Source organism: Streptomyces sp. cf386 (genome assembly GCF_900103585.1).
Classification (GTDB): Bacteria; Actinomycetota; Actinomycetes; order Streptomycetales; family Streptomycetaceae; genus Streptomyces.
The window spans coordinates 441,560-463,915 of record NZ_FNHV01000005.1 but is presented as its reverse complement, the minus strand read 5'-3'; the positions used below and the strand labels follow the sequence as shown (position 1 = coordinate 463,915).

Genomic DNA, 22,356 nt, shown 5'->3' with positions numbered 1-22,356 from the left:
CGGCTCACAGCCCGTCGCGCACCATGGCGGCGACGATCTGGACATGGCGGTCGGCCGCCGTGTTCGAGAACTCGTTGTCGTAGTTCAGGCCGTACGGCCAGAAGTGGCCGCCGCCGGTGGACACTTTGGCGCTCGAACCGTCGAACTGCCGGACCAGTGCCGTGGCCTGCGCACCCGTCCAGGTGCCGCTGCCACCGAGACGGGACCAGCCCGAGCTCGTCCCCACGCCGATGGTGTGGGCGATCTCGTGCAGCGCGGTGCGCTCGGTCATGTAGCCGCGGTTGCCGAAGCGGATGGTGCCGTTGATGTTGCCGTCGGCGGTGGGCACACCCGGGTCGTAGCGGACGGTGATGGCCTTGCCCAGGTCGCTGACGTTGTTGTAGCGGGCGACCGCTGCGTTCATGGCCTTCGTGATGAGGTCGTAGGCCGTCAGCTGGTCCTGGGTGGGGTTGCTCGCCCGTTCGAGGGTCCAGGTGATGGTGGCCGCCGCCGACACCTGTTCCTGGGATGCCGACGCGGTCTGCGGGGTCGCCTGCGCGATGCCCGGGCCTGCCAGCAGGGTGGCCGCGAGGGTGGCCACCACCGCCTTGTTGCGCCAGGGTATGGGTGTGCGCCCGGTGGGCATCGGGGCTCGTCGTGCACTCATCGGGGTTCCTCCTGTGGGGGGTTGGCCGTCGCGTGTGTGTGGGGGCGACGGTGGTTCAGGTGCCGATCTTCCCTACTCCCGCCCCGGCCCGGACGAGGGAGGGCACATCGGTCGCCGGGTCCAGCGCGTACGCGTAGTACGTGCGCGGCTCGGTCACGGTGCCGTTGGTCTCGCAGGCGCCGACACCGGCACCCGCGAAGACGTTGTCCCGCTGGACCAGTCGGCCCGGTCCCGACTCGTCGTAGCCGCCGGCGGAGTGGCAGGGGTGGGGGACGGCGTCGAAGTAGTTGCCCTCGACCAGCACGCCCGCGTTCATGGTCGACGCGACACCGTAGATCGCGGTGCCCCGGTAGTAGTTGTTGTAGACGTGCACCGGCTCGCCGAACCGCACCCGCGGATGCCGCTGCCTGGAGCCGTCGAAGAAGTTGTGGTGGATGGAGACCTTCAACTTCCCGGTGTCCTGGCCGCTGTTGGCGTCGGAGTGGCCGAGCAGCATGCTCTTGTCGGTCTTGTTGAACCAGTTCCACGACACGGTGACGTACTCGGAGCCGCGGACGATGTCGACCGCCCCGTCGACCGGGGCGACGAACTCGTTGTGGTCGATCCAGATGTGGTGCGACTCCTGGCCGACGTTGACGGCGTCGTCCTCGGCGCCGGTGAACCGGATGTTCCGCACGATGACGTTGGAGGAGCGGTAGAAGTCCAGACCGCCGCCGTTGATGACGGCCGAGGAACCGACTCCGACGATCGTCTTGTTCGGGCGTACACCCTGCTTGCTCGTGATGTCGATCGCGCCCTGGACCCGGATGACCAACGGGCCAGTGGTGTCGATGTACTCCAGGAACTGCTCGGTGGTGGTGGCGGTCACGGTCGGGCCGCCCGCTCCGCCGGTCGTGCCGTTGTGGCCCAGCGCGGTTACGGCGGCGAATCCGGTGGGGGAAGTCTCCGCCAGGGGTGCCGGTGGCTCCTCCGCCGCCGTGCCGGCCGGCATCGTCATCGCGCCGAGCAAGTGGGCGAGTGCGACGGCGGGAACGCCGCGTGCGGCGCGTGACGACGACCTCATCGGGGTCCTCCCGTGGGGGTGGGTGGATCTTGTCGGTCGTGCGGAGGCGGAGACATGGACGGTGGGAAACGACGGACGCTGGAAAGCGCTTTCCGAAGGTGTCCGGATGCTAATCAGATGTCTTGGGCATGTCAACGAACTGGCCGCGCCCTCGCGTCGCAACCGAGTCATGGCCCGCGTGCCATGATCGGCCCATGGCACGGGACGCGCGGGATACTTCCGGCAAGGGCTACCTCCTGGACAATCGCCAGACCGAAGCGGGCGACCGGTTCACCGCACTGTCGGCGCTCTTCGACCCGTTGACGTTCCGCCACTTCGAGTCGGTCGGGGTCGGCGAGGGGTGGCGTTGCTGGGAGGTCGGCGCCGGTGGGGCCATCGTGCCGGCCTGGCTGGCCGAGCGCGTCGGGTCGAGCGGGCACGTCGTGGCCACCGACATCGACACCTCCTGGATGCGGGAGGCGAAGGGCTTCGAGGTCCTGCGCCATGACGTCGCGGCCGAAGCGCCCCCGCCCGGGGGACCGTTCGACCTCATCCACGCCCGGCTCGTACTCGTCCACGTCGCCGACCGTGACCAGGCCGTGCGGTCGATGATCGAGGCGCTGCGCCCCGGCGGATGGCTGCTGCTGGAGGACGCCGACCCGGCGCTGCGGCCGCTGATCTGCCCCGACGAGTACGGCCCCGAGCAGGAGTTGGCCAACAGGCTGCGCCGCGGCTTCCGCGAGCTGCTTCGGGAGCGCGGCGCGGACCTGGCGTACGGGCGCAGACTGCCGCGGCTGCTGCGCGAGGCCGGACTGGCCGACGTCGAGGCCGACGCCTACTTCCCGATCACCTCACCAGCATGCGCCGAACTGGAGGAGGCCACCGTCCGCCAGGTGCGCGGCAGGCTCGTCGCAGCGGGGTTGGCCACCGACGGGGAGATCGACCGCCACCTGGCCAACGTCACCGCGGGCGGCCTCGATCTGGCGACCTCACCGATGATCTCCGCCTGGCGCCGCCGCCCGGTGAGCTGAGGTCGTGAGCGAGCCCAGGAAGCGTATGTGAGGGCTGTCCTCCGGGCCGTCGGGCGCGCTGACTATGGCGCGTACGCCGTAGACGTCGGCGATGAGGGACTCCGTCAAAACATCCCTCGGCGTGCCGTTCGCCACCACGCGGCCCTGCTTCAGGACGACGAGCCGGTCGCAGTACATGGCGGCCAGATTCAGGTCGTGCAGGGCGATGACGCTGGTCAGGCGGAGTTCGGTGATCAGGTCCAGCAGGGCGAGCTGGTGCTGGATGTCGAGGTGGTTGGTGGGTTCGTCGAGCAGCAGCTCGCGCGGTTCCTGGGCGAGGGCGCGGGCGATCTGGACGCGCTGGCGCTCGCCGCCGGAGAGGGTGTGCCAGGGCCGGTCGGCCTTGTCGGTGAGGTGGGTGCGGGCCAGGGCCGAGCGGACGGCGGCCTCGTCCGCCGTGGTCACGGGGCTCCAGGCCCGGCGGTGCGGGACGCGGCCGAGGCGTACGACGTCGACGACGGTCAACGCGACCTGGGTGTCGGCCTGTTGCTCGACGACCGCGACCCGCTGGGCAACGGTGCGGCGGCCCGCCCGGTCCAGGGGGCGGTCGTCCAGGGTGACGGCACCGGAGTCGGGGGCGATGACGCCGGCGAGCAGCCGCAGCAGCGTGGACTTGCCCGAGCCGTTCGGGCCGAGCAGACCGGTGACGGTGCCGGGGCGGGGGGTGAGGCTGACGCCGTCCAGGATCAGGGTGCCGTCGGCCCTGCGGCTGACGCGGTCGGCGCGCAGTCCCGAGGATGCGCTGGGGTTGGTCATCTGCTGCTCCTGTCCCGGTAGAGGACGAGGACGAACGCCGGGACGCCGATCAGCGCGGTCATCACGCCCACCGGCACCTCCTGCGGGTCGAGGGCGGTGCGGGCGAGGGTGTCGACCCAGACCAGGAACACCGCTCCGGCGAGGGCGGTGGCGGGCAGCAGGCGGGTGTGTCCGGGGCCGGTCAACGGGCGGACGGCGTGCGGGAGGACCAGGCCGACGAAGCCGATCGCCCCGGCGGAGCTGACCAGAGCCGCCGTCAGCAGGGCGGTCGTACACAGCAGGGCCATGCGGGTGCGGGCCACGTGCACGCCGAGCGAGGCGGCGGCGTCCTGGCCGAACGCGAACGCGTCGAGCGCGCGGGCGTAACCGGCGCACACCAGCAGGGTCACCGACAGGGCGGCCAGCCCCACGCCCACATCGGTCCAGCCGGCCCCGCTGAGCGAGCCGAGCAGCCAGAACAGCACACCTCGTGTGGTCTCGGCGTCGGCCGCCGTCATCACCACGAAGGAGGTGAGCGCGGAGAACAACTGCATCGCTGCGACCCCGGCGAGCACCACCCGGTCCGTGGTGCCGCCGAGGGTGTGGCTGAGCAGCAGCACCAGCCCGAAGGAGACCACCGCACCCAGGAACGCGCCACCGGAGACCGACAGCAGGCCGCCGCCCGCGCCGAGAACGACGACCACGACCGCGCCGGTCGAGGCACCCGAGGAGACGCCCAGGACGAACGGGTCGGCGAGCGGGTTGCGCAGCAGGGACTGCATCACCGCCCCGCACACGGCCAGCCCGGCCCCGCACACCGCGGCGAGCAGGGTGCGCGGCAGACGCAGGTTCCAGACGATGCCGTCCCGGATGGGCGTCAACTCGGCCCGGCCCCAGCCGAGATGCGCGGCCACCGTCGCCCAGACGTCCCCGACGGCGATGTCCGCAGGACCGATGGTGATCGCCACGGCGACGGAGAGGGCCAGCAGGGCGAGACCGGCCGCCCACAGCAGCGTGCGGCGCAGGCCGCGCAGGGCCGCCGGGGCGACCTCCGACAGGGCGGTGCTCACCCGGCCAGGCCGAACTGGCGCAGGGCCGCCGCCACCTTCTCCACGCCCTCGACGGTTCGGATGGTCGGGTTCATGGCCTGCCCGGACAGCAGCACGTACCGCTTCTCGCGCACCGCGGTCATGTTCTTCGTCACCGGGTCGGATTCCAGGAACTCGATCTTCCGCGCGGCCGTTTCGGCCGTCTGCTGCTTGCGGGACAGATCGCCGATGACGAGGACGTCGGGGTCGCGGTCGGCGATCGTCTCCCAGTTGACCTGGGGCCATTCCTCGTGGGTGTCGTCGAAGGCGTTCTCGGCACCGAGTTCGCGGGTGATGGCGCCGGGCGCGCCGCAGCAGCCCGCGAGGTACGGGGACTGGGAGTTGGCGAACCAGTAGAGGAGGGTCACGTCCTTGGCGTCGAGCCCGGAGGCGGCCTTCTTCACCCGGGCCCGGAGGTCGGCGACGAGCTTCTCGCCCCGTTCCTCGACGCCGAAGATCCTTGCCAGGTCGGTGACTTCGCCGTAGACCGCGTCCATGGTGAGCGGCTCGGTGCGCGAGCCGTCGCCGTCGCCGCTGTTGTCCTTGCCGACGCAGTCGGAGGGGGAGAGGTAGGCGGGTACGCCGAGCTTCTCGAACTGCTCGCGGGTGGCCACCCCGCCCTTGCCGAGCGTGGAGGCGAAGGACGCGGCGACGAAGTCGGGTTCGGTGTCCAGGACCTTCTCGAAGGACGGGGCGTTGTCCGCCAGCCGCCGCACCTTCGCGTTCTCCTTCTCCAGCCCCTTCGCCACCGGGTCCGTCCAGGTGGCGGTGCCCACCATGCGGTCGGCGAGCCCGAGGGAGAGCATGATCTCGGTCGTGCCCTGATTGAGGGAGACGGCCCGTTGCGGAGGCGCCGCGACGCGCACCTTCTGGCCGCAGTTGTCGAGCGTGACCGGATATCCCGCGGACTTGCCCGTGGCCGCGCTCCCGGCCGACGAGTCGGAGGAGCCGCCGCAACCGGTCAGCAGCAGGGCACCGGTCAGGAGAACGGCGGCAGGACGGACAGGGCGTGCGAACGGCACGGGACTTCCTTCGGCGTCGAGGGCTCATGCGCGAAGCCCGGTCGTACGGTGCTCCCGCCGGCCCTTGACGCTGCCGGAGGGCGCCAGCAGGTCTTCGGACTCGGGGTCGCCCGGACGAGACGCCTTCCCGGACCGTGTTCGCCGTCCAGTGGCCGTTGCCCCGCCCGTCGCCCTCACCGCTGCGCGTCAGCTCCGGATTCACACCGGATTCCCTGACCTGTGCGCGTACAGGGACGCACACGGGTACGACTGGCCTCGGCAAGCTACCACAGGCACCGCAGCCTCCCAGGTCACACCCCAGGTCGGGGCACGTCCCGGGTGCTCAGGAAGGGTAGGAGTTCCCGAGCGCCCCCAGAATGCGCTCGGCCGCCAGAGTGGGCGTCAACGCCCCGTCCCTGACCTGCTGTTCGAGAGCCGGTGCGAGGGCCCGCACCGCCGGGTCGGCGTGCAGCCGGCCGAGGAGTTCGTCGCGGACCATGCTCCATGTCCAGTCGACCTGCTGGTCGCGGCGCTTGGCGGCGAGGCGCCCGGTCGAGTCCAGCAGGGTGCGGTGCTGTTCGAGGCGCTCCCAGACGGTGTCCAGACCGGTCGATTCACGGGCACTGCAGCTGAGCACCGGCGGCGTCCAGACGGCGTCCTTGCCGTGCATCAGCCGCAGCGCGCTCGCCAATTCCCGTGCCGCCGCGCGGGCGTCACGCTCGTGCGGGCCGTCCGCCTTGTTGACGGCGAGCACGTCGGCCAGTTCCAGGACACCCTTCTTGATGCCCTGCAACTGGTCGCCGGTACGGGCGAGGGTGAGCAGCAGGAAGGAGTCGACCATGTTCGCGACCGCGGTCTCGGACTGGCCGACGCCGACCGTCTCCACCAGGATCACGTCGTAGCCGGCCGCCTCCATCACCACGATCGACTCGCGCGTCGCCTTGGCCACCCCGCCCAGCGTGCCCGCGGTGGGGGAGGGCCGCACGAAGGCCGCCGGATCCACGGCCAGACGCTCCATGCGGGTCTTGTCGCCGAGGATCGAGCCGCCCGTACGGCTTGAGGAGGGGTCGACGGCGAGCACCGCCACCCGGTGCCCGAGCGCCGTCAGCATCGAGCCGAACGCGTCGATGAACGTCGACTTGCCCACGCCCGGCACCCCGCTGACACCGATCCGCCGCGCCCGGCCACTGTGCGGAAGCAGCTCGGTGAGCAACTCCTGTGCCAGCACCCGGTGTTGAGGACGGGTGGACTCGACGAGAGTGATGGCGCGCGCGATGATCGCCCGCTTCCCGTCGAGCACGCCCTTCACATAGGCGTCGACATCGATCACAGGTCGTGCCCGAGTCCGGTCGACAGTCGCCGCACCAGGTCGTACGCCGCGTCCGGGATCACCGTGCCGGGCGGGAAGACGGCCGCCGCCCCCATCTCCAGGAGCGTCGGCACGTCCTGCGGCGGGATCACGCCGCCGACCACGATCATGATGTCCTCGCGCCCCTCCTCGGCGAGCTGCTCCTTGAGCGCCGGTACGAGGGTGAGGTGGCCGGCCGCCAGCGACGACACCCCGACGATGTGCACGTCCGCCTCGACGGCCTGGCGGGCCACCTCGGCCGGGGTCTGGAACAGCGGGCCGACGTCGACGTCGAAGCCGAGGTCGGCGAAGGCGGTGGCGATCACCTTCTGGCCGCGGTCGTGGCCGTCCTGGCCCATCTTGGCGACCAGGATGCGCGGGCGGCGGCCCTCGGCCTCCTCGAAGTCGGACACCAGAGCGCGGGTGCGGTCCACGGACGGGGACTCGCCTGCTTCGTTGCGGTACACGCCGGAGATCGTACGGATCTGGCTCGCGTGCCGGCCGTACACCTTCTCCAGGGCGTCGGAGATCTCGCCGACGGTGGCCTTCGCGCGGGCCGCGTTCACCGCGAGCTCCAGCAGGTTGCCCTCGCCCCCGGCCGCCCGGGTGAGCGCGTCCAGCGAGTCCTGGCACGCCCGCTCGTCGCGCTCCGCACGGAGTCGGCGCAGCTTCTCGATCTGCTGGGCGCGCACGGAGGAGTTGTCGACCTTGAGCACCTCGATCTGCTCGTCGCTGTCGACCCGGTACTTGTTGACGCCGATGACCGGCTGGCGCCCGGAGTCGATGCGCGCCTGCGTCCGGGCCGCGGCCTCCTCCACCCGCAGCTTCGGGATGCCGGCGTCGATGGCCTGCGCCATGCCACCCGCCGCCTCTACCTCCTGGATGTGCTGCCAGGCCCGGCGCGCGAGGTCGTACGTCAGCTTCTCCACATACGCGCTGCCGCCCCACGGGTCGATGACCCGGGTGGTGCCGGACTCCTGCTGGATCAGCAGCTGGGTGTTGCGGGCGATACGCGCGGAGAAGTCGGTGGGCAGCGCGAGCGCCTCGTCGAGGGCGTTGGTGTGCAGCGACTGCGTGTGGCCCTGCGTCGCGGCCATCGCCTCGACGCAGGTGCGCGTGACGTTGTTGAACACGTCCTGCGCGGTCAGGGACCAGCCCGAGGTCTGCGAATGGGTGCGCAGGGAAAGCGACTTGGAGTTCTTCGGGTCGAACTGCTTGACCAGCTTGGCCCACAGCAGCCGGGCCGCCCGCAGCTTGGCGACCTCCATGAAGAAGTTCATGCCGATCGCCCAGAAGAACGACAACCGGGGCGCGAACGCGTCCACGTCCAGGCCCGCCTCCCGGCCCGCCCGGATGTATTCCACGCCGTCCGCGAGCGTGTACGCCAGCTCCAGGTCGGCCGTCGCGCCCGCCTCCTGGATGTGATAGCCGGAGATGGAGATGGAGTTGTAGCGGGGCATCCGCTGCGAGGTGAAGGCGAAGATGTCGGAGATGATCCGCATCGACGGCTTCGGCGGATAGATGTAGGTGTTGCGGACCATGAACTCCTTGAGGATGTCGTTCTGGATGGTCCCGGCCAACTTCTCGGGCGGTACGCCCTGTTCCTCCGCCGCCACGATGTAGAGCGCGAGCACCGGCAGCACGGCGCCGTTCATCGTCATCGACACGGTCATCTTGTCCAGCGGGATGCCGTCGAAGAGCTGGCGCATGTCGTAGATCGAGTCGATCGCCACGCCCGCCATGCCGACGTCACCCGTCACACGCGGGTGGTCGCTGTCGTAGCCCCGGTGCGTGGGCAGGTCGAAGGCGACCGACAGGCCCTTCTGGCCGGCGGCGAGATTGCGCCGGTAGAAGGCGTTGGACTCCTCGGCGGTGGAGAAGCCCGCGTACTGGCGGATCGTCCACGGCTGGTTGACGTACATGGTGGGGTACGGGCCGCGCAGATACGGCGCGGCGCCCGGGTAGGTGCCCAGGAAGTCCAGGCCCTCCAGGTCCTGCCCGGTGTACAGCGGCTTGACCGGGATGCCCTCCGGGGTCTCCCACAGCAGGTCGTCCCCGCCGGCCGCCTTCTTGACGGCCGTACGCCACTCGTCGGCGCCGCCGTCGACAGCCGGAGTCCCCAGCTCGATCCCGGAGAAGTCGGGGATGGAGGGGCCAAGGGGGGCGGACATCAGGACACTCCCATGCGGTCAAGGGTGGCGGACAGGACGGCGACGGCGTCGCAGCCCGCGAAGACGTACGCGTCGACACCGGGGTACTGCCCGGGACGGCCCGCCAGGAACACGTGCGAGGCACCGGCGGCCTTCAGCTCGGCGGTCACGGTCGCCGCCTCCTCCTCGTACAGGGCGTCACTGGAGCACAGACAGACCTCCGTGGCGCCGCTGTCCTCGAAGGTGCCCTCGGTGACGGCCTCGATGCCGCCCGCCTGGAAGAGGTTCGAGGCGAAGGTGAGTCGGGCGGTGTGGGCGGCCGCCGGGCCGAGCGCGGCCAGGAAGATGCGCGGGCGGGAGCCGGTCGCCGCGAGATGGGCGTCGGAGCGGGCGCGCAGTTCCTCGTACGCCTCGTCGCGCCGGACCCGCGGCAGCCCGCCGGACGACTGCTCGGGCGCGGGCTTCCGCTCCACGGGCTTCTCGGCCAGGTGCGGGAACTCGCTGACACCGGTGATGGGTTCGCGCCGCTTGGCGAGTCTGCCGCTGCGGGCCTGCCAGGTCTCGGTGAGGTCCTGCCCCAGCTGCCCCGAGCGAAGGACGGTGGCCAGGCCGCCGCCGCGCTCGATCCGCTGGAAGAACTCCCAGCCGGCCTGCGCGAGTTCGTCGGTGAGCCGCTCCACGTACCAGGAGCCGCCCGCCGGGTCGATGACCCGGGCCAGGTGCGACTCCTCGATGAGGATCGTCGAGGTGTTGCGGGCGATACGCCGCGCGAACGCGTCCGGCAGACCGAGGGCGTGGTCGAAGGGCAGCACGGTGACCGAGTCGGCGCCGCCCGCCCCGGCGGCCAGCGTGGCGATGGTCGTACGCAGCATGTTCACCCACGGGTCGCGGCGCGTCATCATCACCGGCGAGGTCACGGCGTGCTGGAGTTGCGCCCCGGCGCCCGGGGCCCCGCAGACCTCGGCCACCCGCGCCCACAGCCTGCGCGCGGCCCGCAGCTTGGCGATCGTCAGGAACTGGTCGGCGGTCGCCGCGTACCGGAACTCCAGCTGTGCACAGGCCTGTTCGACGCTCAGCCCGGCCTCGGTCAGCTCCCGCAGATACGCGACACCGGTCGCCAGCGAGCAGCCCAGCTCCTGCGCGGCCGAGCCACCGGCCTCGTGGTACGGCAGCGCGTCCACCGTCAGCGTCCGCAGCCCCGGGTACTCCTCGGCGCACAGCCGCGCGAGAGCGGCCACCGGTGAGAAGTCGTACGACTGCCCTGTACGGGCCTCGTGGCCGAGCGGGTCGGCGCCCAGGTTGCCGCGCGCCGCGTCCTTGGCGACGCCGCGCTCTTCGTACAGCCGCAGCAACTCACGGGCGGCGGGCTCGACTTCGAGCCCGGCGTCGAGGACGACGGGGGCCAGGTCGAGATAGACGCCGTCCAGGGCCCCGCCGAGCGACGACACGGGGATGCCGCCCTCGCCGACGGCCAGCCACAGGGACGTGACGCCGTTCTCCAGGTCCGCGAGGACCGTGGCCCCGTCGGCCGTCGTGTGCCGCTGGCGTACGTCCCACCCGCCGACCGTGTTCCCCTCGGCGCGACTGCCGCGCACGAAGGGGGCGAATCCGGGCAGGCCGGGGTCGGGTGCGGCATCGTGCGCGCTGTACAGAGGCCGGGTGCGCAACCCGTCCTCGAGCGCGGTGGACAGGGCTTCCTCGGCCTGAGCTCCCTCGACGTCCTTGCCCGACTTGCGCAGCACACCAGCGACGAGGCGCTGCCACTGCTCGTGGGACACATCAGGGAACTCGGCGGCCAGCTCAAGCCCGTCGTCAGGCAGGACCGTCATGCTCGGATGCTAGGCCAGAGGCGCAAAGGAGCAGCAGAGGGCACGACTGTGACCTTGCCCTCTCCGTGGCTGTGACCTCGGCCTCTTCGTGTCAATCCGCCGCCGTCAGGAGCTCGGCGAGGTCGCCAAGGACCCGGGCCGCCGGTGCCGGATCGGTCAGCCACTTCAGGTGGCTGCCGTCGAGCGTGCGGACGTCGTACGGGTTGTCCGGGGTGAGCGCGTCGCCCTCGCGGATCAGCCGGTCCTGGAGGGCGAGCGGCAGGCTCGTGTCGTCGGCCAGCCGCACATAGGTCTTCGGGATACGGCCCCAGGTCGCGGCCTGCGCCCGGTCGGCGGAGGTGCCGACGTCCAGGTTCTCGTCGGGCTGGAAAGTGTTGAGGAAGGTCAGGAACTCGTCGTCGGTGCCGTCGGCGAGGAACGCCGCCTTGAACGCGGCGAGGGCGGCCGGGTCCGCGGTGCGGAAGTTGACGCGGAGCAGGCCGAGTTCGGCCGGGTTCCCGGCCATCGCGAGAGCCAGGGAGGCGGGGTCGACCGTGGCCATCTCCGGCTCGGCGTAGTAGTCGCCGACGTCGAGAGCGACCGGGCACCAGGCCGAGACATAGACGATGCGGTCGATGAGGTCCGGTCGCGCGTTGGCCGCCGCGGTGGCCGTGACGCCGCCCCGACTGTGCGAGACGAGGATCACGGGGCCGTTCCGCTTCGCCCGCTCCAGGATCCCGATCAGGTGCGCCGCGTTGTCCGCGAGCGTCACGCCCTTGATCGAGCCGGGCGCGGTGGCCAGTCCTTCGAGATCCTGCGGCGCCTGATAGGCGCGCGGGTAGGTCGCCGCGAATCCGTGCCCGGGCAGGTCCACCGCGACCGAACGGTGCCCGAGGAGGCCGAGCTCGGCCTGGAGGGGTGCGAAGGAGAAGGAGTTCGCGAAGGCCCCGTGTACCAGGACGAAGGTCGGTTGCATCTGGCTGCTCACTCTCTGGCCTGAACGGCATCGACTGCAGTGACGGCACGCGGGCGGTTGCCCGGTATCGGTCGTCAGACCCTAGTCAATGCAAGATCATTCGCACCACCTGAATGAGTCCTTCCGTATATGGCTGCACCGCAACCCCGCCGAAGCGGGGTGTCGATTGCTCAGGGTTCGGCCAAGAAGTCAAGTGGCCGAGGCGCCGTAATTCTTGCGCTCGACGAAATCGTCGCGCATTTCATTGCCCACAGGCTCGATGCGTCAGTCAAGGGCGATGTTCATCACAATAATTTCGGCCGCTACATGGGCCTTCACCAGCGGTAATGCGGTGCTACCGTCGAGAAAGTGAGAAATCGCCTCGTCGTCAAAGGTGCCCGTCAGCACAACCTCCGAGACGTGTCGGTCGAACTGCCGCGAGACGCACTCGTCGTATTCACGGGGGTGTCCGGATCAGGTAAATCGAGCCTCGCGTTCGACACGATTTTCGCGGAGGGCCGACGACGCTACGTCGAATCGCTCTCGGCCTACGCGCGACAGTTCCTCGGGCAGCTCGACAAGCCCGACGTCGATGTCATCGAGGGGCTGTCCCCGGCGATCGCGATCGACCAGAAGACATCGGGGCGCAGCCCCCGCTCCACGGTCGGCACGATCACCGAGGTCTACGACCACCTGCGCCTGCTGTACGCCCGTATCGGCCGCCCGCACTGTCCCGAGTGCGGTGAGCCGGTGAGCCGGCAGACGCCCCAGCGGATCGTGGACCGGCTGCTCGCCGAGGAAGAGGGCACGCGATTCCTCGTGCTCGCCCCGGTCGTCCGTGACCGCCGGGGCGAGCACGCGGAGGTCTTCCGGCAGCTGTCCGCCGACGGGTTCAGCCGCGTGCGCGTGGACGGGCAGGTCCTGGCCCTGTCCACCCCTCCCGCGCTCGACCAGCGCAAGGAGCACTCCATCGATGTGGTCGTGGACCGTGTCGCCGTCAGGCCGGGCATCCGGCAGCGGCTGACGGAGTCAGTGGAGACGGCACTCGGGCTCGCGGGCGGTGTCCTGAGAGTGGAGTTCGTCGACCGGGACGGATCCGACCGGGAGACCCTGTTCTCGGAGCGGATGGCATGCCCGCGCTCCCACGACATCGGGTTGGAGTCGCTGGAGCCGAGGCTGTTCTCCTTCAACGCGCCGTGGGGTGCGTGTTCGTCGTGCACCGGCCTCGGTTCCCGTACGGAGGTCGACCCCGGCCGCGTGGTGCCCGACGACACCAAGTCGCTGGCCGACGGTGCGATCGCACCCTGGACCAACACCAGCGGAGCCGACTACTTCGCGCGACTCCTCCAGGCCCTGGCCGACGAACTCGGATTCAGCACCATCACTCCCTGGCGTGAACTGCCCGCCGACATACGCAAGAAGGTGCTGCACGGAACACCGCGGCAACTGCACCTCTCCTACCGCAACCGCTTCGGCCGCGAGCGCTCCCATCTCACCCGCTACGAGGGCGTCGTCCCGCACATCGAGCGCCGCTATGGCGAGAGCGCAGAGAGCGCGGAGAGCGGTGGGACCGGACCGAGGGACCGGTTCGCCGGGTACATGCGCGAGGTGCCCTGCCCGGCCTGCGGTGGCGCCCGGCTGGCGCCCGGAGTTCTGGCGGTCACCGTCGGGGGCCGCAACATCGCCGAGGCGTGTGCCCTTCCCCTCGACCGACTCGCCGGATTCCTGGTGGACCTGCCGCTGTCGGAAGGGGAGCAGTGGATCGCCGGGGCCGTTCTCGCAGAGATGGGGGAGCGGCTGCGGTTTCTGCTCGACATCGGCCTCGACTACCTCTCCCTCGACCGGCCCGCCGCCTCCCTCTCCGGCGGGGAGGCACAGCGGATCCGCCTGGCGACACAGATCGGGGCCGGGCTGTCCGGGGTGCTGTACGTGCTGGACGAGCCGTCCATCGGACTGCACCAACGGGACAACCAGCGCCTGATCGAGACCCTGAAGCGGCTGCGCGACCGCGGCAACACGGTGATCGTGGTCGAGCACGACGAGGAGACCGTGCGGATCGCGGACTGGGTGGTCGACATGGGCCCGGGCGCGGGCACGGACGGCGGCCGGGTGGTGCACTGCGGCACCGTGCCGGAGCTGCTGGACCACCCCGACTCCGTCACCGGCGCCTACCTCTCCGGACGCCGCGCGATACCCGTGCCCGCACAGCGCCGAACGGCCTGCGAGGACCGCGCACTCACCGTGCACGACGCCACCGAGCACAATCTGCGCGGCGTCTCGGTGTCGTTCCCGCTGGGGGTGTTCACGGCCGTCACCGGTGTCTCCGGCTCGGGCAAGTCGACGCTCGTCAACGACATCCTGCACACCGCCCTGGCCCGGCAGATCCACCGCGCCCACAAGGCCCCCGGACGACACCGCACCATCAGCGGGACCGAACACATCGACAAGGTGGTCCAGGTCGACCAGTCGCCCATCGGCCGAAGCCCCCGCTCCAACCCGGCCACGTACACCGGCGTCTTCGACCACCTGCGCAAGCTGTTCGCGCAGACCCCGGAGGCCAAGGTGCGCGGCTACCAGCCCGGACGGTTCTCCTTCAACGTCAAGGGCGGCCGCTGCGAACACTGCTACGGCGACGGCACGATCAAGGTGGAGATGAACTTCCTGCCCGACGTGTATGTGCCGTGCGAGGTCTGCCAAGGCGCCCAGTACAACCGGGAAACCCTCGAAGTGCAGTACAAGGGCAGGTCGATCGCCGACGTCCTGGCGATGACGGTGACGCAGAGCCTGGACTTCTTCGACGGCCACCAGATCATCTCCCGCCATCTACGCACCCTGCACGACGTGGGCCTCGGCTACGTCAGGCTCGGCCAGCCGGCCACCACGCTCTCCGGTGGCGAGGCACAGCGCGTCAAGCTGGCCGCCGAACTGCAGCGCCGCACCCGCGGCCGCACCCTGTACGTCCTGGACGAGCCGACCACCGGTCTCCATGTCGCCGACGTCGACCGGTTGCTGACGGCGCTCCAGCGGCTGGCCGACGGCGGCAACACGGTCGTCGTGATCGAACACAACCTGGATGTCATCAAGGCCGCCGACTGGCTGATCGACATGGGGCCGGAAGGAGGCCTCCGCGGTGGACGGGTGGTGGCCGAAGGCACGCCGGAACAGATCGCCGCCCACCCGGCATCACCCACCGGACGCTTCCTGCGCGACCTGCTGGAGACCTCATGAGCCCCCTGACGGAGACCGATCCCCGGCCGGCCGACCTCGCGGAACCGCTGCTGCCGGAGGACGACGAGCCGACCGCCCTTCTCCACACCCCCGGCGGCTCGACCGACCCGGTGAAGGACTACCTCAGGCTCATCGCCCGGGTCCGTCTGCTCACCGCCGAGCAGGAGGTGGACCTCGCCCAGCGCATCGAAGCCGGACTGTACGCCGAGCGGCTGCTCGACGAACGGACCGACCTGGACCGGAACTTCCGCTGGGAGCTGAGCGTCCTGGCCGAGGACGGCCACCGGGCGAAGACCCACCTCATCGAGGCCAACCTCCGCCTGGTGGTGTCCGTGGCCAAGCGGTACACAGGCCGCGGGCTGGCGTTCCTGGATCTCGTCCAGGAGGGCAACACGGGTCTGATGAGGGCCGTGGAGAAGTTCGACTACGCCAAGGGCTTCAAGTTCTCCACGTACGCCACGTGGTGGATCAAACAGGCCGTCACCCGCGCCCTGGCCGACCAGAGCCGCACCATCCGGGTGCCGGTGCACACCGTCGAACTCATCAACCGGGTCGCAAGGGTCCGCCGAGAGCTGTTCCGCGACACGGGAGCCGAACCCGCTCCCGAGCAGGTGGCCGAGAAGGCGGAAGTGCCCGTCGAGCGACTCGCCGAACTGGACGGCTACACCAAGGAGCCCGTGTCCCTGCACGTAGCGCTGTCCGACGAGGGGGACGGCGAGTTCGGCGACCTCATCATGGACAGCGACACCCCCTCGCCCTGGGACATGGTCGGCTTCGCCCTCCTCCAGCAGGCCCTGCGGAGCCTCCTGGCGCAGATGACGGCACGCGAGGCGGGGATCATCTCGCTGCGCTACGGGCTCTTCGGCGGCCAACCGCGGACCTTGGAGGAGATCGGCAAGGTCTACGGCGTCACCCGCGAACGAATCCGGCAGATCGAGTCCAAAACGATGTGCAAGCTGCGCCACCCGTCCCGCGCACAGGCATTGCGTGACTACCTCGACGACTGAGTCGAGGCAGTCACGCGGGACCGGCTGTTGGCGGCCCATGAACCCCGGGGCGAGCGCACGCGCCGAAGGAGAGGCGGGCGGTCACGCTCGCCATGGCCTGACTGGGGGTCTTCGTCGCCTATCTGCCGGTGACTGCCGTCGCGGTGAGTCCGCCCGCGATCCAGGGGGGCGCTGGACACATCGACCTCGCAACTGTCCTGGGTGCAGGACGCGTTCGTCCTGCCGATGGCCGCCCTCATCCTGACCGCCGCTGTCTTCGGCGACGTCCACGGCCGCAAGAGGGTCTACCAGGCGGGCCTGGCCTTTAGCGCCCTGGTGCGCTGATCGCGCTGTGCGCGCAGTCGGTCCAGGTCGTGTGGGTCGGTCAGGCCTTCGCCCGGCTGGGCGCCGCCGCGGTGCTGCCCACCACCCTGGCGATCGTCGTGCCGTTCTGCGGCACGGAGGGATGACGCGTGAATGTTCAAGGTCATCTCCTGGAAGCGGCCCGGTAGCAAGTTCTCAATCCCAGGACGGCAGGGATGGCATATGGATGAGATCATCGGCGCTCTCCTCTCGGAGGAGGTCACATCGCGAGACGTGACGGCTCTGCGTCTGCCGGAGTGCTACCGGGGCAACGTGGTGCGCCGGAAGGACACTTCGATGTTCGACGGCATGGACTCGAAGGAGAAGGACCCTCGCAAGTCCCTGCTGGTGCAGGAGGTCCCGACGCCGGAGCCCGGGCCCGGCGAGGCCCTGATCGCCGTGATGGCGAGTGCGATCAACTACAACACGGTGTGGTCCTCGATCTTCGAACCCCTGCCGACCTTCGGCTTCCTGGAGCGCTACGGCCGCCTCAGTGAGCAGGCCAAGCGTCACGACCAGCCCTACCACGTGCTGGGATCCGACCTGGCGGGAGTGGTGTTGCGCACCGGGCCCGGCGTGAACCGGTGGCGCGCGGGCGACCGGGTCGTCGCGCACTGTCTGTCCGTCGAGCTGGAGAGCCCCGACGGCCACGACGACACGATGCTCGATCCTGAGCAGCGCATCTGGGGCTTCGAGACCAACTTCGGCGGCCTCGCCGAGCTGGCGCTGGTGAAGTCCAACCAGCTGATGCCCAAGCCGGAGCACCTCACCTGGGAGGAGTCCGCCGCTCCGGGGCTGGTGAACTCGACGGCCTACCGGCAGCTGGTCTCCCGCAACGGCGCGCAGCTGAAGCAGGGCGACAACGTCCTGATCTGGGGTGCGAGCGGCGGGCTCGGTTCGTACGCCACCCAGCTGGCGCTCGCCGGCGGGGCGAACCCCGTCTGTGTGGTGTCGTCGCCGCAAAAGGCGGCCATCTGCCACTCCCTGGGAGCCGAAGCGGTCATCGACCGGAACGCCGAGGGCTACCGGTTCTGGAAGGACGAGAACACCCAGGACCCCAAGGAGTGGAAGCGGTTCGGCAAGCACATCCGGGAGCTCACCGGCGGCGAGGACGTCGACATCGTCTTCGAGCACCCGGGCCGGGAGACGTTCGGCGCCTCGGTCTACGTCACGCGCAAGGGCGGCACCATCGTCACCTGCGCGTCCACTTCCGGATTCATGCACGAGTACGACAACCGCTACCTGTGGATGTCGCTGAAGCGCATCGTCGGCTCGCACTTCGCCAACTACCGCGAGGCCTGGGAAGCCAACCGGCTCATCGCCAAGGGCAGAATTCACCCGACCCTGTCGAAGGTCTACCCACTGGAGCAGGCCGGGCAGGCGGCGTACGAGGTCCACGCCAACCTCCACCAGGGCAAGGTCGGCATCCTCTGCCTGGCCCCGCAGGAGGGCCTCGGCGTGCGCGACCACGAACTGCGCGCCAAGCACATCGACGCCATCAATCGCTTCCGCGAGCAGAAGGTGCGAGGAACGATATGACGACCGATCCGACCACCGATCCGCGCCCCCTCACCGGCATCGTCGGCCTCGGCACGGTCGGCGAGGCATTCCTGCGTCTGGCCCACCAGGCAGGCCATCGCATCGTGGCCGTCGACACCGACCTCGACGCACTCGCACGGGTCGGCGACCGCCTCAAGGCGGTTACCGCGGGGGAGGCGGAGTCAGTCGTCCTCACGGACGATGTGGCCGCCCTCGCGGACGCCACCGTGGTGATCGAGGCCGTATCCGACGACCTGGCCGTCAAGACGGACGTATTACGCCGTGTCGGCGAGGTCTCGCAGGCCCCGGTACTCACGACGACCTCCGCCCTCTCCGTCGCGCACCTCGCCATCGCGTCCGGCCGACCGGAGATGGTCTCGGGGCTGCGCTTCCTCGTCCCACCCGGCCCCGGAGGCACGGTGGAGCCGGCACCCACCGCCCTGACCTCCCCGTCCACCACGAGCGCCGTCGACTCGCTGATCGCCGAACTGGGCCTGACACGGGTCGAGATCGGCGCCGGACCGGCAGCGGACGCCACCGCACTCGTGATGGCCTACCTGAACCAGTCCGTGGCCTTTCTCGACGCCGGTCATTCCACCCGCGACGACATCGACACGGCGATGCGACTCGGCTGCGGTCTGCCGACCGGACCGCTGCAACTGCTGGACACCATCGGACTGGACACGGCCCACGCGACCCTGACGGGACTGCACCGGCGGACGGGCGACGCCTCCCTCACCCCCGCCCCGATGCTGACCCGCCTGGTCGACTCCGGCCGCCTGGGACGCAAGACCGGCGAGGGCTTCCACACCTACGACAGCGAGGGCCGGCACACCCCAGACGGTCCCGTGGACCACCCCACCGTCCGCCGCCCGGTGCGTACGGTCGCCGTCCTGGGCTCCGGCGTCATGGCCCGCGGTATCGCAGAGGTGACGGCGACCGCAGGTCATCCCACCGTGCTGGTGGCGCGCGGCCCGGAGAAGGCCGAAGCCGCCCTCGCGGCGCTCTCGGAGTCCCTGACCCGCGCTGTCCGCCGCGGCAGGATCACCCCCGAGCAGAAGGCCGCTGCGCTGCCGCTGCTCACCCCTGCCACGGACGTGGAAGCGGCCGCGGACTGCGATCTGATCGTCGAAGCGGTGGCGGAAGACCTCGACGTCAAGCGTCTCCTCTTCACCCGGCTCGGCACGACGGCCAAACCGGAGGCCATCCTGGCGACCACCACGTCCAGCCTGTCCGTGACCGTCTGCGCGGAAGCCACCGGACGGCCCGCCGATGTCGTCGGCATGCACTTCTTCAACCCGGCGCCCGTACTGCGACTCGTCGAACTGGTCCGCACCGAAACCACCTCTGACGACGTGTTCGACGGCGCCCGGGCCTTCGCCGCCGGCCTGGGGAAGACCACCGTCACCTGCCCCGACCGCGCCGGCTTCATAGTCAACTGCCTTCTCTTCCCCTACCTCGGCGCGGCGGTCGATCTGCTGCAACGGCCCGGCACCGACATCGACGCCACGGATGCCGCCATCCAGAACGGCTACGGCTACCCCATGGGCCCCTTCGCACTCCTCGACACGATCGGTCTGGACGTCGCGCTGGCCATTCAGCACCGCCTGTACGACCAACTCGCCCAGCCGGAGCAGAAGCCGGCCCTCCTCCTGGAAGGCCTCGTCGCCGGCGGCGCACTGGGCCGCAAGAACGGCAAGGGCTTCCGCACCGCGGGCCGTTGACGATTTCCGGGCAGGAATGACCGAACACCGCTACGACCTGCAAATGGCCGCCCCGCAACGGGGCGGCCATCAGGCTGAGGTGCTCGGCGTCCAGGCGCGCGGCCGGGCCGCGGGGCTCAGCGGCCCCAGCGCAGCAGCGTCGTCCCCACCGTCATGCCCCCGCCGAACCCGGCGAGCAGCACCAGCTCGTCGTCGGCCGGGCCGTCGGGGCCGCGCCGTGCGTGGTCCAGTGCCAGCGGGACGGACGCGCCGCCGGTGTTGCCGTGCCGGTCCACCGGCAGATGGGTGCGGGCCGCGTCCAGTCCGAGCCGCCCGCCGACCGACCGCAGCATCTCCCCGTTGGCCTGGTGCGGCACGAAGTGCGCCACGTCCCCGGCCGCCACCCCGAACGCGTCGAGGGTGCCAGCGACCGCCTCCGGCAGCTCCCGCTCCACGAACTGCCGTACCGCACGCCCTTGCATGCGGAAGAAGTGGTCGCCCTGGGCCAGGGTCTTCTCCGATGCGGGCGCCCGGCTGCCGCCCGCGGGGACACCGATCAGGTCGTGCAGATGTCCGTCGGTTCGCATCCCGGTGCCGACGAAGCCGCGGCCCTCGCGCACCGGCCCGACCACCACGGCGCCAGCGCCGTCGCCGAACAGCGGCGCCGTCCTGCGGTCGCCCGGGTCGAGGATCCGCGAGTACACCTCGGTGCCGACGACCAGCGCCAGTCTGTGGCCACCGTCCGCCTCGGGCGCGGCCAGCAGCCGGGCCCCGGTGTGCAGCGCGGCGACGAACCCGGCACACACGGCGTTGACGTCGAACGCGGCGGCGCGCCGGGCGCCCAGCCGGTGCTGCACGAACGCGGCGGTGGCCGGCTGGGGGTGGTCGGGGGTGGAGGTGGCCACGACGATCCACGCCACGTCGTCCGGCCCGGCCCCCGCGTCGGCCAGGGCGCGTGCCGCGGCCTCGGACGCCAGGTCGGAGGCCGCCTCGTGGTCGGCGGCGTACCGCCGCTCGACGACCCCGGTCTTCCGCTCGATCCACTCGGCGGTGACCCCGGCCCGCTCCGCCACGGTCTCGTTGGTGACGACCTGTTCGGGGAGGTACGAGCCGGTGCCCAGGATGCCCAGTGCGCCCACGGCGGGTGCGTACACGGTCCCGCCCGCGGGGCGGTCGTAGGGGTATGCCGTCATCGCGGTCCTCCCAAGCGCCTCAGGCAGTGGATCTTGAACGCGGGACCCGTCCATGGGCTCATTCCTTACGGACGGACAGCACCTGGGTGTTGGTGTGCTCCAGCACGCCTTCCAGGCCGTTCTCGACGCCCAGTCCGGAGGCCTTGTGGCCGCCGAAGGGCAGGTCCGGGGTCGGTATCGCCTCCTGGTTGATCCAGACGGTGCCGACCTCGATCCGCGCGGCCAGTTCCTCGGCCGCCGCGGCGTCGCGGCTCCAGACGGTGCCGGCGAGGCCGTACTCGGAGTCGTTGGCGCGGCGGACGACATCGTCGACGTCCCGGAACCGCAGCAGGGGGACGACCGGGCCGAACGGCTCCTGGGTGACGATCGCCGAGTCGTCGGCGGGGTCGTCCACCACGGTCGGATGCACGAAGTAGCCGGGGCCGTCCGGGATCGCGCCCTCGACCAGCAGCTTGGCGCCGCAGCCCACGGTCTCCTTGATCAGGCCGACGACCTTCTCGTACTGCGCGCGGTTCTGGAGCGGACCCAGCTGGACGCCGTCCTCCAGACCGTTGCCGACCTTGACGGACCGTGCGAGCCCGGCGAACCGCTGCGCGAACGCGTCGTAGACGTCCTCGTGGACGTAGACCCGTTTGGCGGCGATGCAGAGCTGGCCGCCGTTGGCGAAGCACGTCCAGAAGACCCTCGGCGCGACCTCGTCCACGTCCACGTCGGGCAGCACGATCGCGGCGTCGTTGCCGCCGAGTTCCAGGGTGACGCGGGAGAGGGTGCGGGCGGCGGAGGCCATGACCTTGCGGCCGGTCGCGGTGGAGCCGACGAAGGCGATCTTGCGGATGCCGGGATGCTCGGTGAGTCTCGGGCCGAGACTGTCGCCACCGCTGACGACGTTGATGACCCCGGCGGGTACGACGTCGGCCAGCAACTCGCCGACGCGCAGCGTGGTGAGCGGTGTGTACGGCGAGGGCTTGACCACGATGGTGTTGCCGGCGAGCAGCGCCGGGCCGATCTTCTTGGCGGCCAGGACGACCGGGTAGTTCCACGGCACGATGCCGGCGACGACGCCGAGCGGTACGCGGCGCACCCGGATGCGATGGGTCTCGGTCTCGGTGACCTCGTCGTCGGGGTACTCCATGGCGGCGTGCGCGTCGAGCCAGTCGGCGAAGGTCATGACCTCGACGCGCGCGTCGGCCAGCGGCTTGCCCTGCTCGGTGGTGAGCAGGACGGCCAGTTCCTCGGCGTGCTCGCGGACCGCTGACGCGCAGGCGGCCAGCACGGCACGGCGCTCGTCCACAGGCGTGGTGCGCCAGGTGGCGAAGGCACGTTGGGCGGCCGAGACGGCGGCATCCAACTGGGCGTCGGTGGCGTCGGGGACGCGGCCGACGATCTCCTCGGTGGCGGGATTCAGCACGTCCAGCAGGTCGCCGTCGGCACCGACGAGCCGGCCGCCGATGAGCATGCGATGGGTGGGTTCCGGGTGGATCACTGACGTCACTTCCCTGGT

The 22,356-nt window shown here is 70.6% G+C and carries 16 protein-coding genes, 1 pseudogene and 1 riboswitch; of the genes and pseudogenes, 6 read left to right on the top strand and 11 right to left on the bottom strand.

The window, feature by feature from the left end; all coding sequences use genetic code 11:
- Positions 1-4 precede the first annotated feature (4 nt).
- Together BLU79_RS15930 and BLU79_RS15925 are read right to left on the bottom strand one after the other, a co-directional pair.
- Positions 5-625 (bottom strand): hypothetical protein, encoded by a 621-nt coding sequence (locus tag BLU79_RS15930; protein WP_093906398.1) that lies wholly within the window; start codon positions 623-625, stop codon positions 5-7.
- Positions 626-701: 76 nt separating this feature from the next.
- Positions 702-1,709 carry a pectate lyase family protein gene (locus BLU79_RS15925; protein ID WP_093906397.1) on the bottom strand — a complete coding sequence of 336 codons (1,008 nt, stop codon included), beginning with the start codon at positions 1,707-1,709 and terminating at the stop codon, positions 702-704.
- 194 nt (positions 1,710-1,903) lie between these two features.
- On the opposite strand from BLU79_RS15925, the gene BLU79_RS15920 reads away from it, so the two are divergent.
- Entirely contained in the window at positions 1,904-2,719 is an 816-nt protein-coding gene (locus tag BLU79_RS15920) for a methyltransferase domain-containing protein (RefSeq protein ID WP_093906396.1), read from the top strand.
- Here the strand turns inward: BLU79_RS15920 and BLU79_RS15915 are convergent.
- The 7 genes from BLU79_RS15915 to BLU79_RS15885 form a co-directional block, all read right to left on the bottom strand.
- Entirely contained in the window at positions 2,678-3,514 is an 837-nt protein-coding gene (locus BLU79_RS15915) for an ABC transporter ATP-binding protein (RefSeq protein ID WP_093906395.1), read from the bottom strand. The two genes, BLU79_RS15920 and BLU79_RS15915, sit on opposite strands and share 42 nt — an antisense overlap.
- Entirely contained in the window at positions 3,511-4,563 is a 1,053-nt protein-coding gene (locus BLU79_RS15910; protein ID WP_093906394.1) for a FecCD family ABC transporter permease, read from the bottom strand. The genes BLU79_RS15915 and BLU79_RS15910 overlap by 4 nt, the downstream gene beginning before the upstream one ends.
- Entirely contained in the window at positions 4,560-5,603 is a 1,044-nt protein-coding gene (locus BLU79_RS15905) for an ABC transporter substrate-binding protein (RefSeq protein WP_093906393.1), read from the bottom strand. The genes BLU79_RS15910 and BLU79_RS15905 overlap by 4 nt, the downstream gene beginning before the upstream one ends.
- An 88-nt stretch (positions 5,604-5,691) precedes the next feature.
- Positions 5,692-5,817, bottom strand: a riboswitch (cobalamin riboswitch).
- A 108-nt stretch (positions 5,818-5,925) separates the two neighbouring features.
- Positions 5,926-6,912 (bottom strand): methylmalonyl Co-A mutase-associated GTPase MeaB, encoded by a 987-nt coding sequence (gene meaB / locus BLU79_RS15900; RefSeq protein ID WP_093906392.1) that lies wholly within the window; start codon positions 6,910-6,912, stop codon positions 5,926-5,928.
- Positions 6,909-9,101, bottom strand: a complete 2,193-nt coding sequence (scpA, locus tag BLU79_RS15895; protein ID WP_093906391.1) for a methylmalonyl-CoA mutase — start codon at positions 9,099-9,101, stop codon at positions 6,909-6,911. The genes meaB and scpA overlap by 4 nt, the downstream gene beginning before the upstream one ends.
- On the bottom strand, positions 9,101-10,909 hold the full coding sequence (locus tag BLU79_RS15890) for a methylmalonyl-CoA mutase family protein (protein ID WP_093906390.1): 1,809 nt from the start codon (positions 10,907-10,909) through the stop codon (positions 9,101-9,103). The genes scpA and BLU79_RS15890 overlap by 1 nt, the downstream gene beginning before the upstream one ends.
- A 91-nt stretch (positions 10,910-11,000) precedes the next feature.
- Positions 11,001-11,864 (bottom strand): alpha/beta hydrolase, encoded by an 864-nt coding sequence (locus tag BLU79_RS15885; RefSeq protein WP_177001032.1) that lies wholly within the window; start codon positions 11,862-11,864, stop codon positions 11,001-11,003.
- Positions 11,865-12,212: 348 nt separating this feature from the next.
- Here BLU79_RS15885 and uvrA point away from each other — a divergent pair, with 348 nt between their 5' ends.
- From uvrA to BLU79_RS15860, 5 genes and pseudogenes are all read left to right on the top strand, one after another.
- Positions 12,213-15,071, top strand: coding sequence for an excinuclease ABC subunit UvrA (gene uvrA, locus BLU79_RS15880; protein ID WP_093906388.1), 2,859 nt, complete (start codon positions 12,213-12,215; stop codon positions 15,069-15,071).
- The gene (locus BLU79_RS15875) at positions 15,068-16,078 is read left to right on the top strand and encodes an RNA polymerase sigma factor (RefSeq protein ID WP_177001031.1); all 1,011 of its coding nucleotides are present in this window, start codon (positions 15,068-15,070) and stop codon (positions 16,076-16,078) included. Before uvrA ends, BLU79_RS15875 begins: the two co-directional genes overlap by 4 nt.
- 101 nt (positions 16,079-16,179) lie before the next feature.
- Positions 16,180-16,500 (top strand): annotated as a pseudogene (locus BLU79_RS15870) (MFS transporter); the annotation flags it as partial.
- Positions 16,501-16,603: 103 nt separating this feature from the next.
- Positions 16,604-17,959 carry a crotonyl-CoA carboxylase/reductase gene (gene ccrA, locus BLU79_RS15865; RefSeq protein WP_093906387.1) on the top strand — a complete coding sequence of 452 codons (1,356 nt, stop codon included), beginning with the start codon at positions 16,604-16,606 and terminating at the stop codon, positions 17,957-17,959.
- Positions 17,956-19,683, top strand: a complete 1,728-nt coding sequence (locus tag BLU79_RS15860; RefSeq protein WP_093906386.1) for a 3-hydroxyacyl-CoA dehydrogenase family protein — start codon at positions 17,956-17,958, stop codon at positions 19,681-19,683. The genes ccrA and BLU79_RS15860 overlap by 4 nt, the downstream gene beginning before the upstream one ends.
- 116 nt (positions 19,684-19,799) lie before the next feature.
- Here the strand turns inward: BLU79_RS15860 and BLU79_RS15855 are convergent, their stop codons facing one another.
- Complete coding sequence (locus BLU79_RS15855) at positions 19,800-20,855, bottom strand: 3-oxoacyl-ACP synthase III family protein (protein ID WP_093906385.1); 1,056 nt, start codon at positions 20,853-20,855, stop codon at positions 19,800-19,802.
- Positions 20,856-20,913: 58 nt separating this feature from the next.
- Entirely contained in the window at positions 20,914-22,338 is a 1,425-nt protein-coding gene (locus BLU79_RS15850; protein WP_256333324.1) for an aldehyde dehydrogenase family protein, read from the bottom strand.
- Positions 22,339-22,356 lie beyond the last annotated feature (18 nt).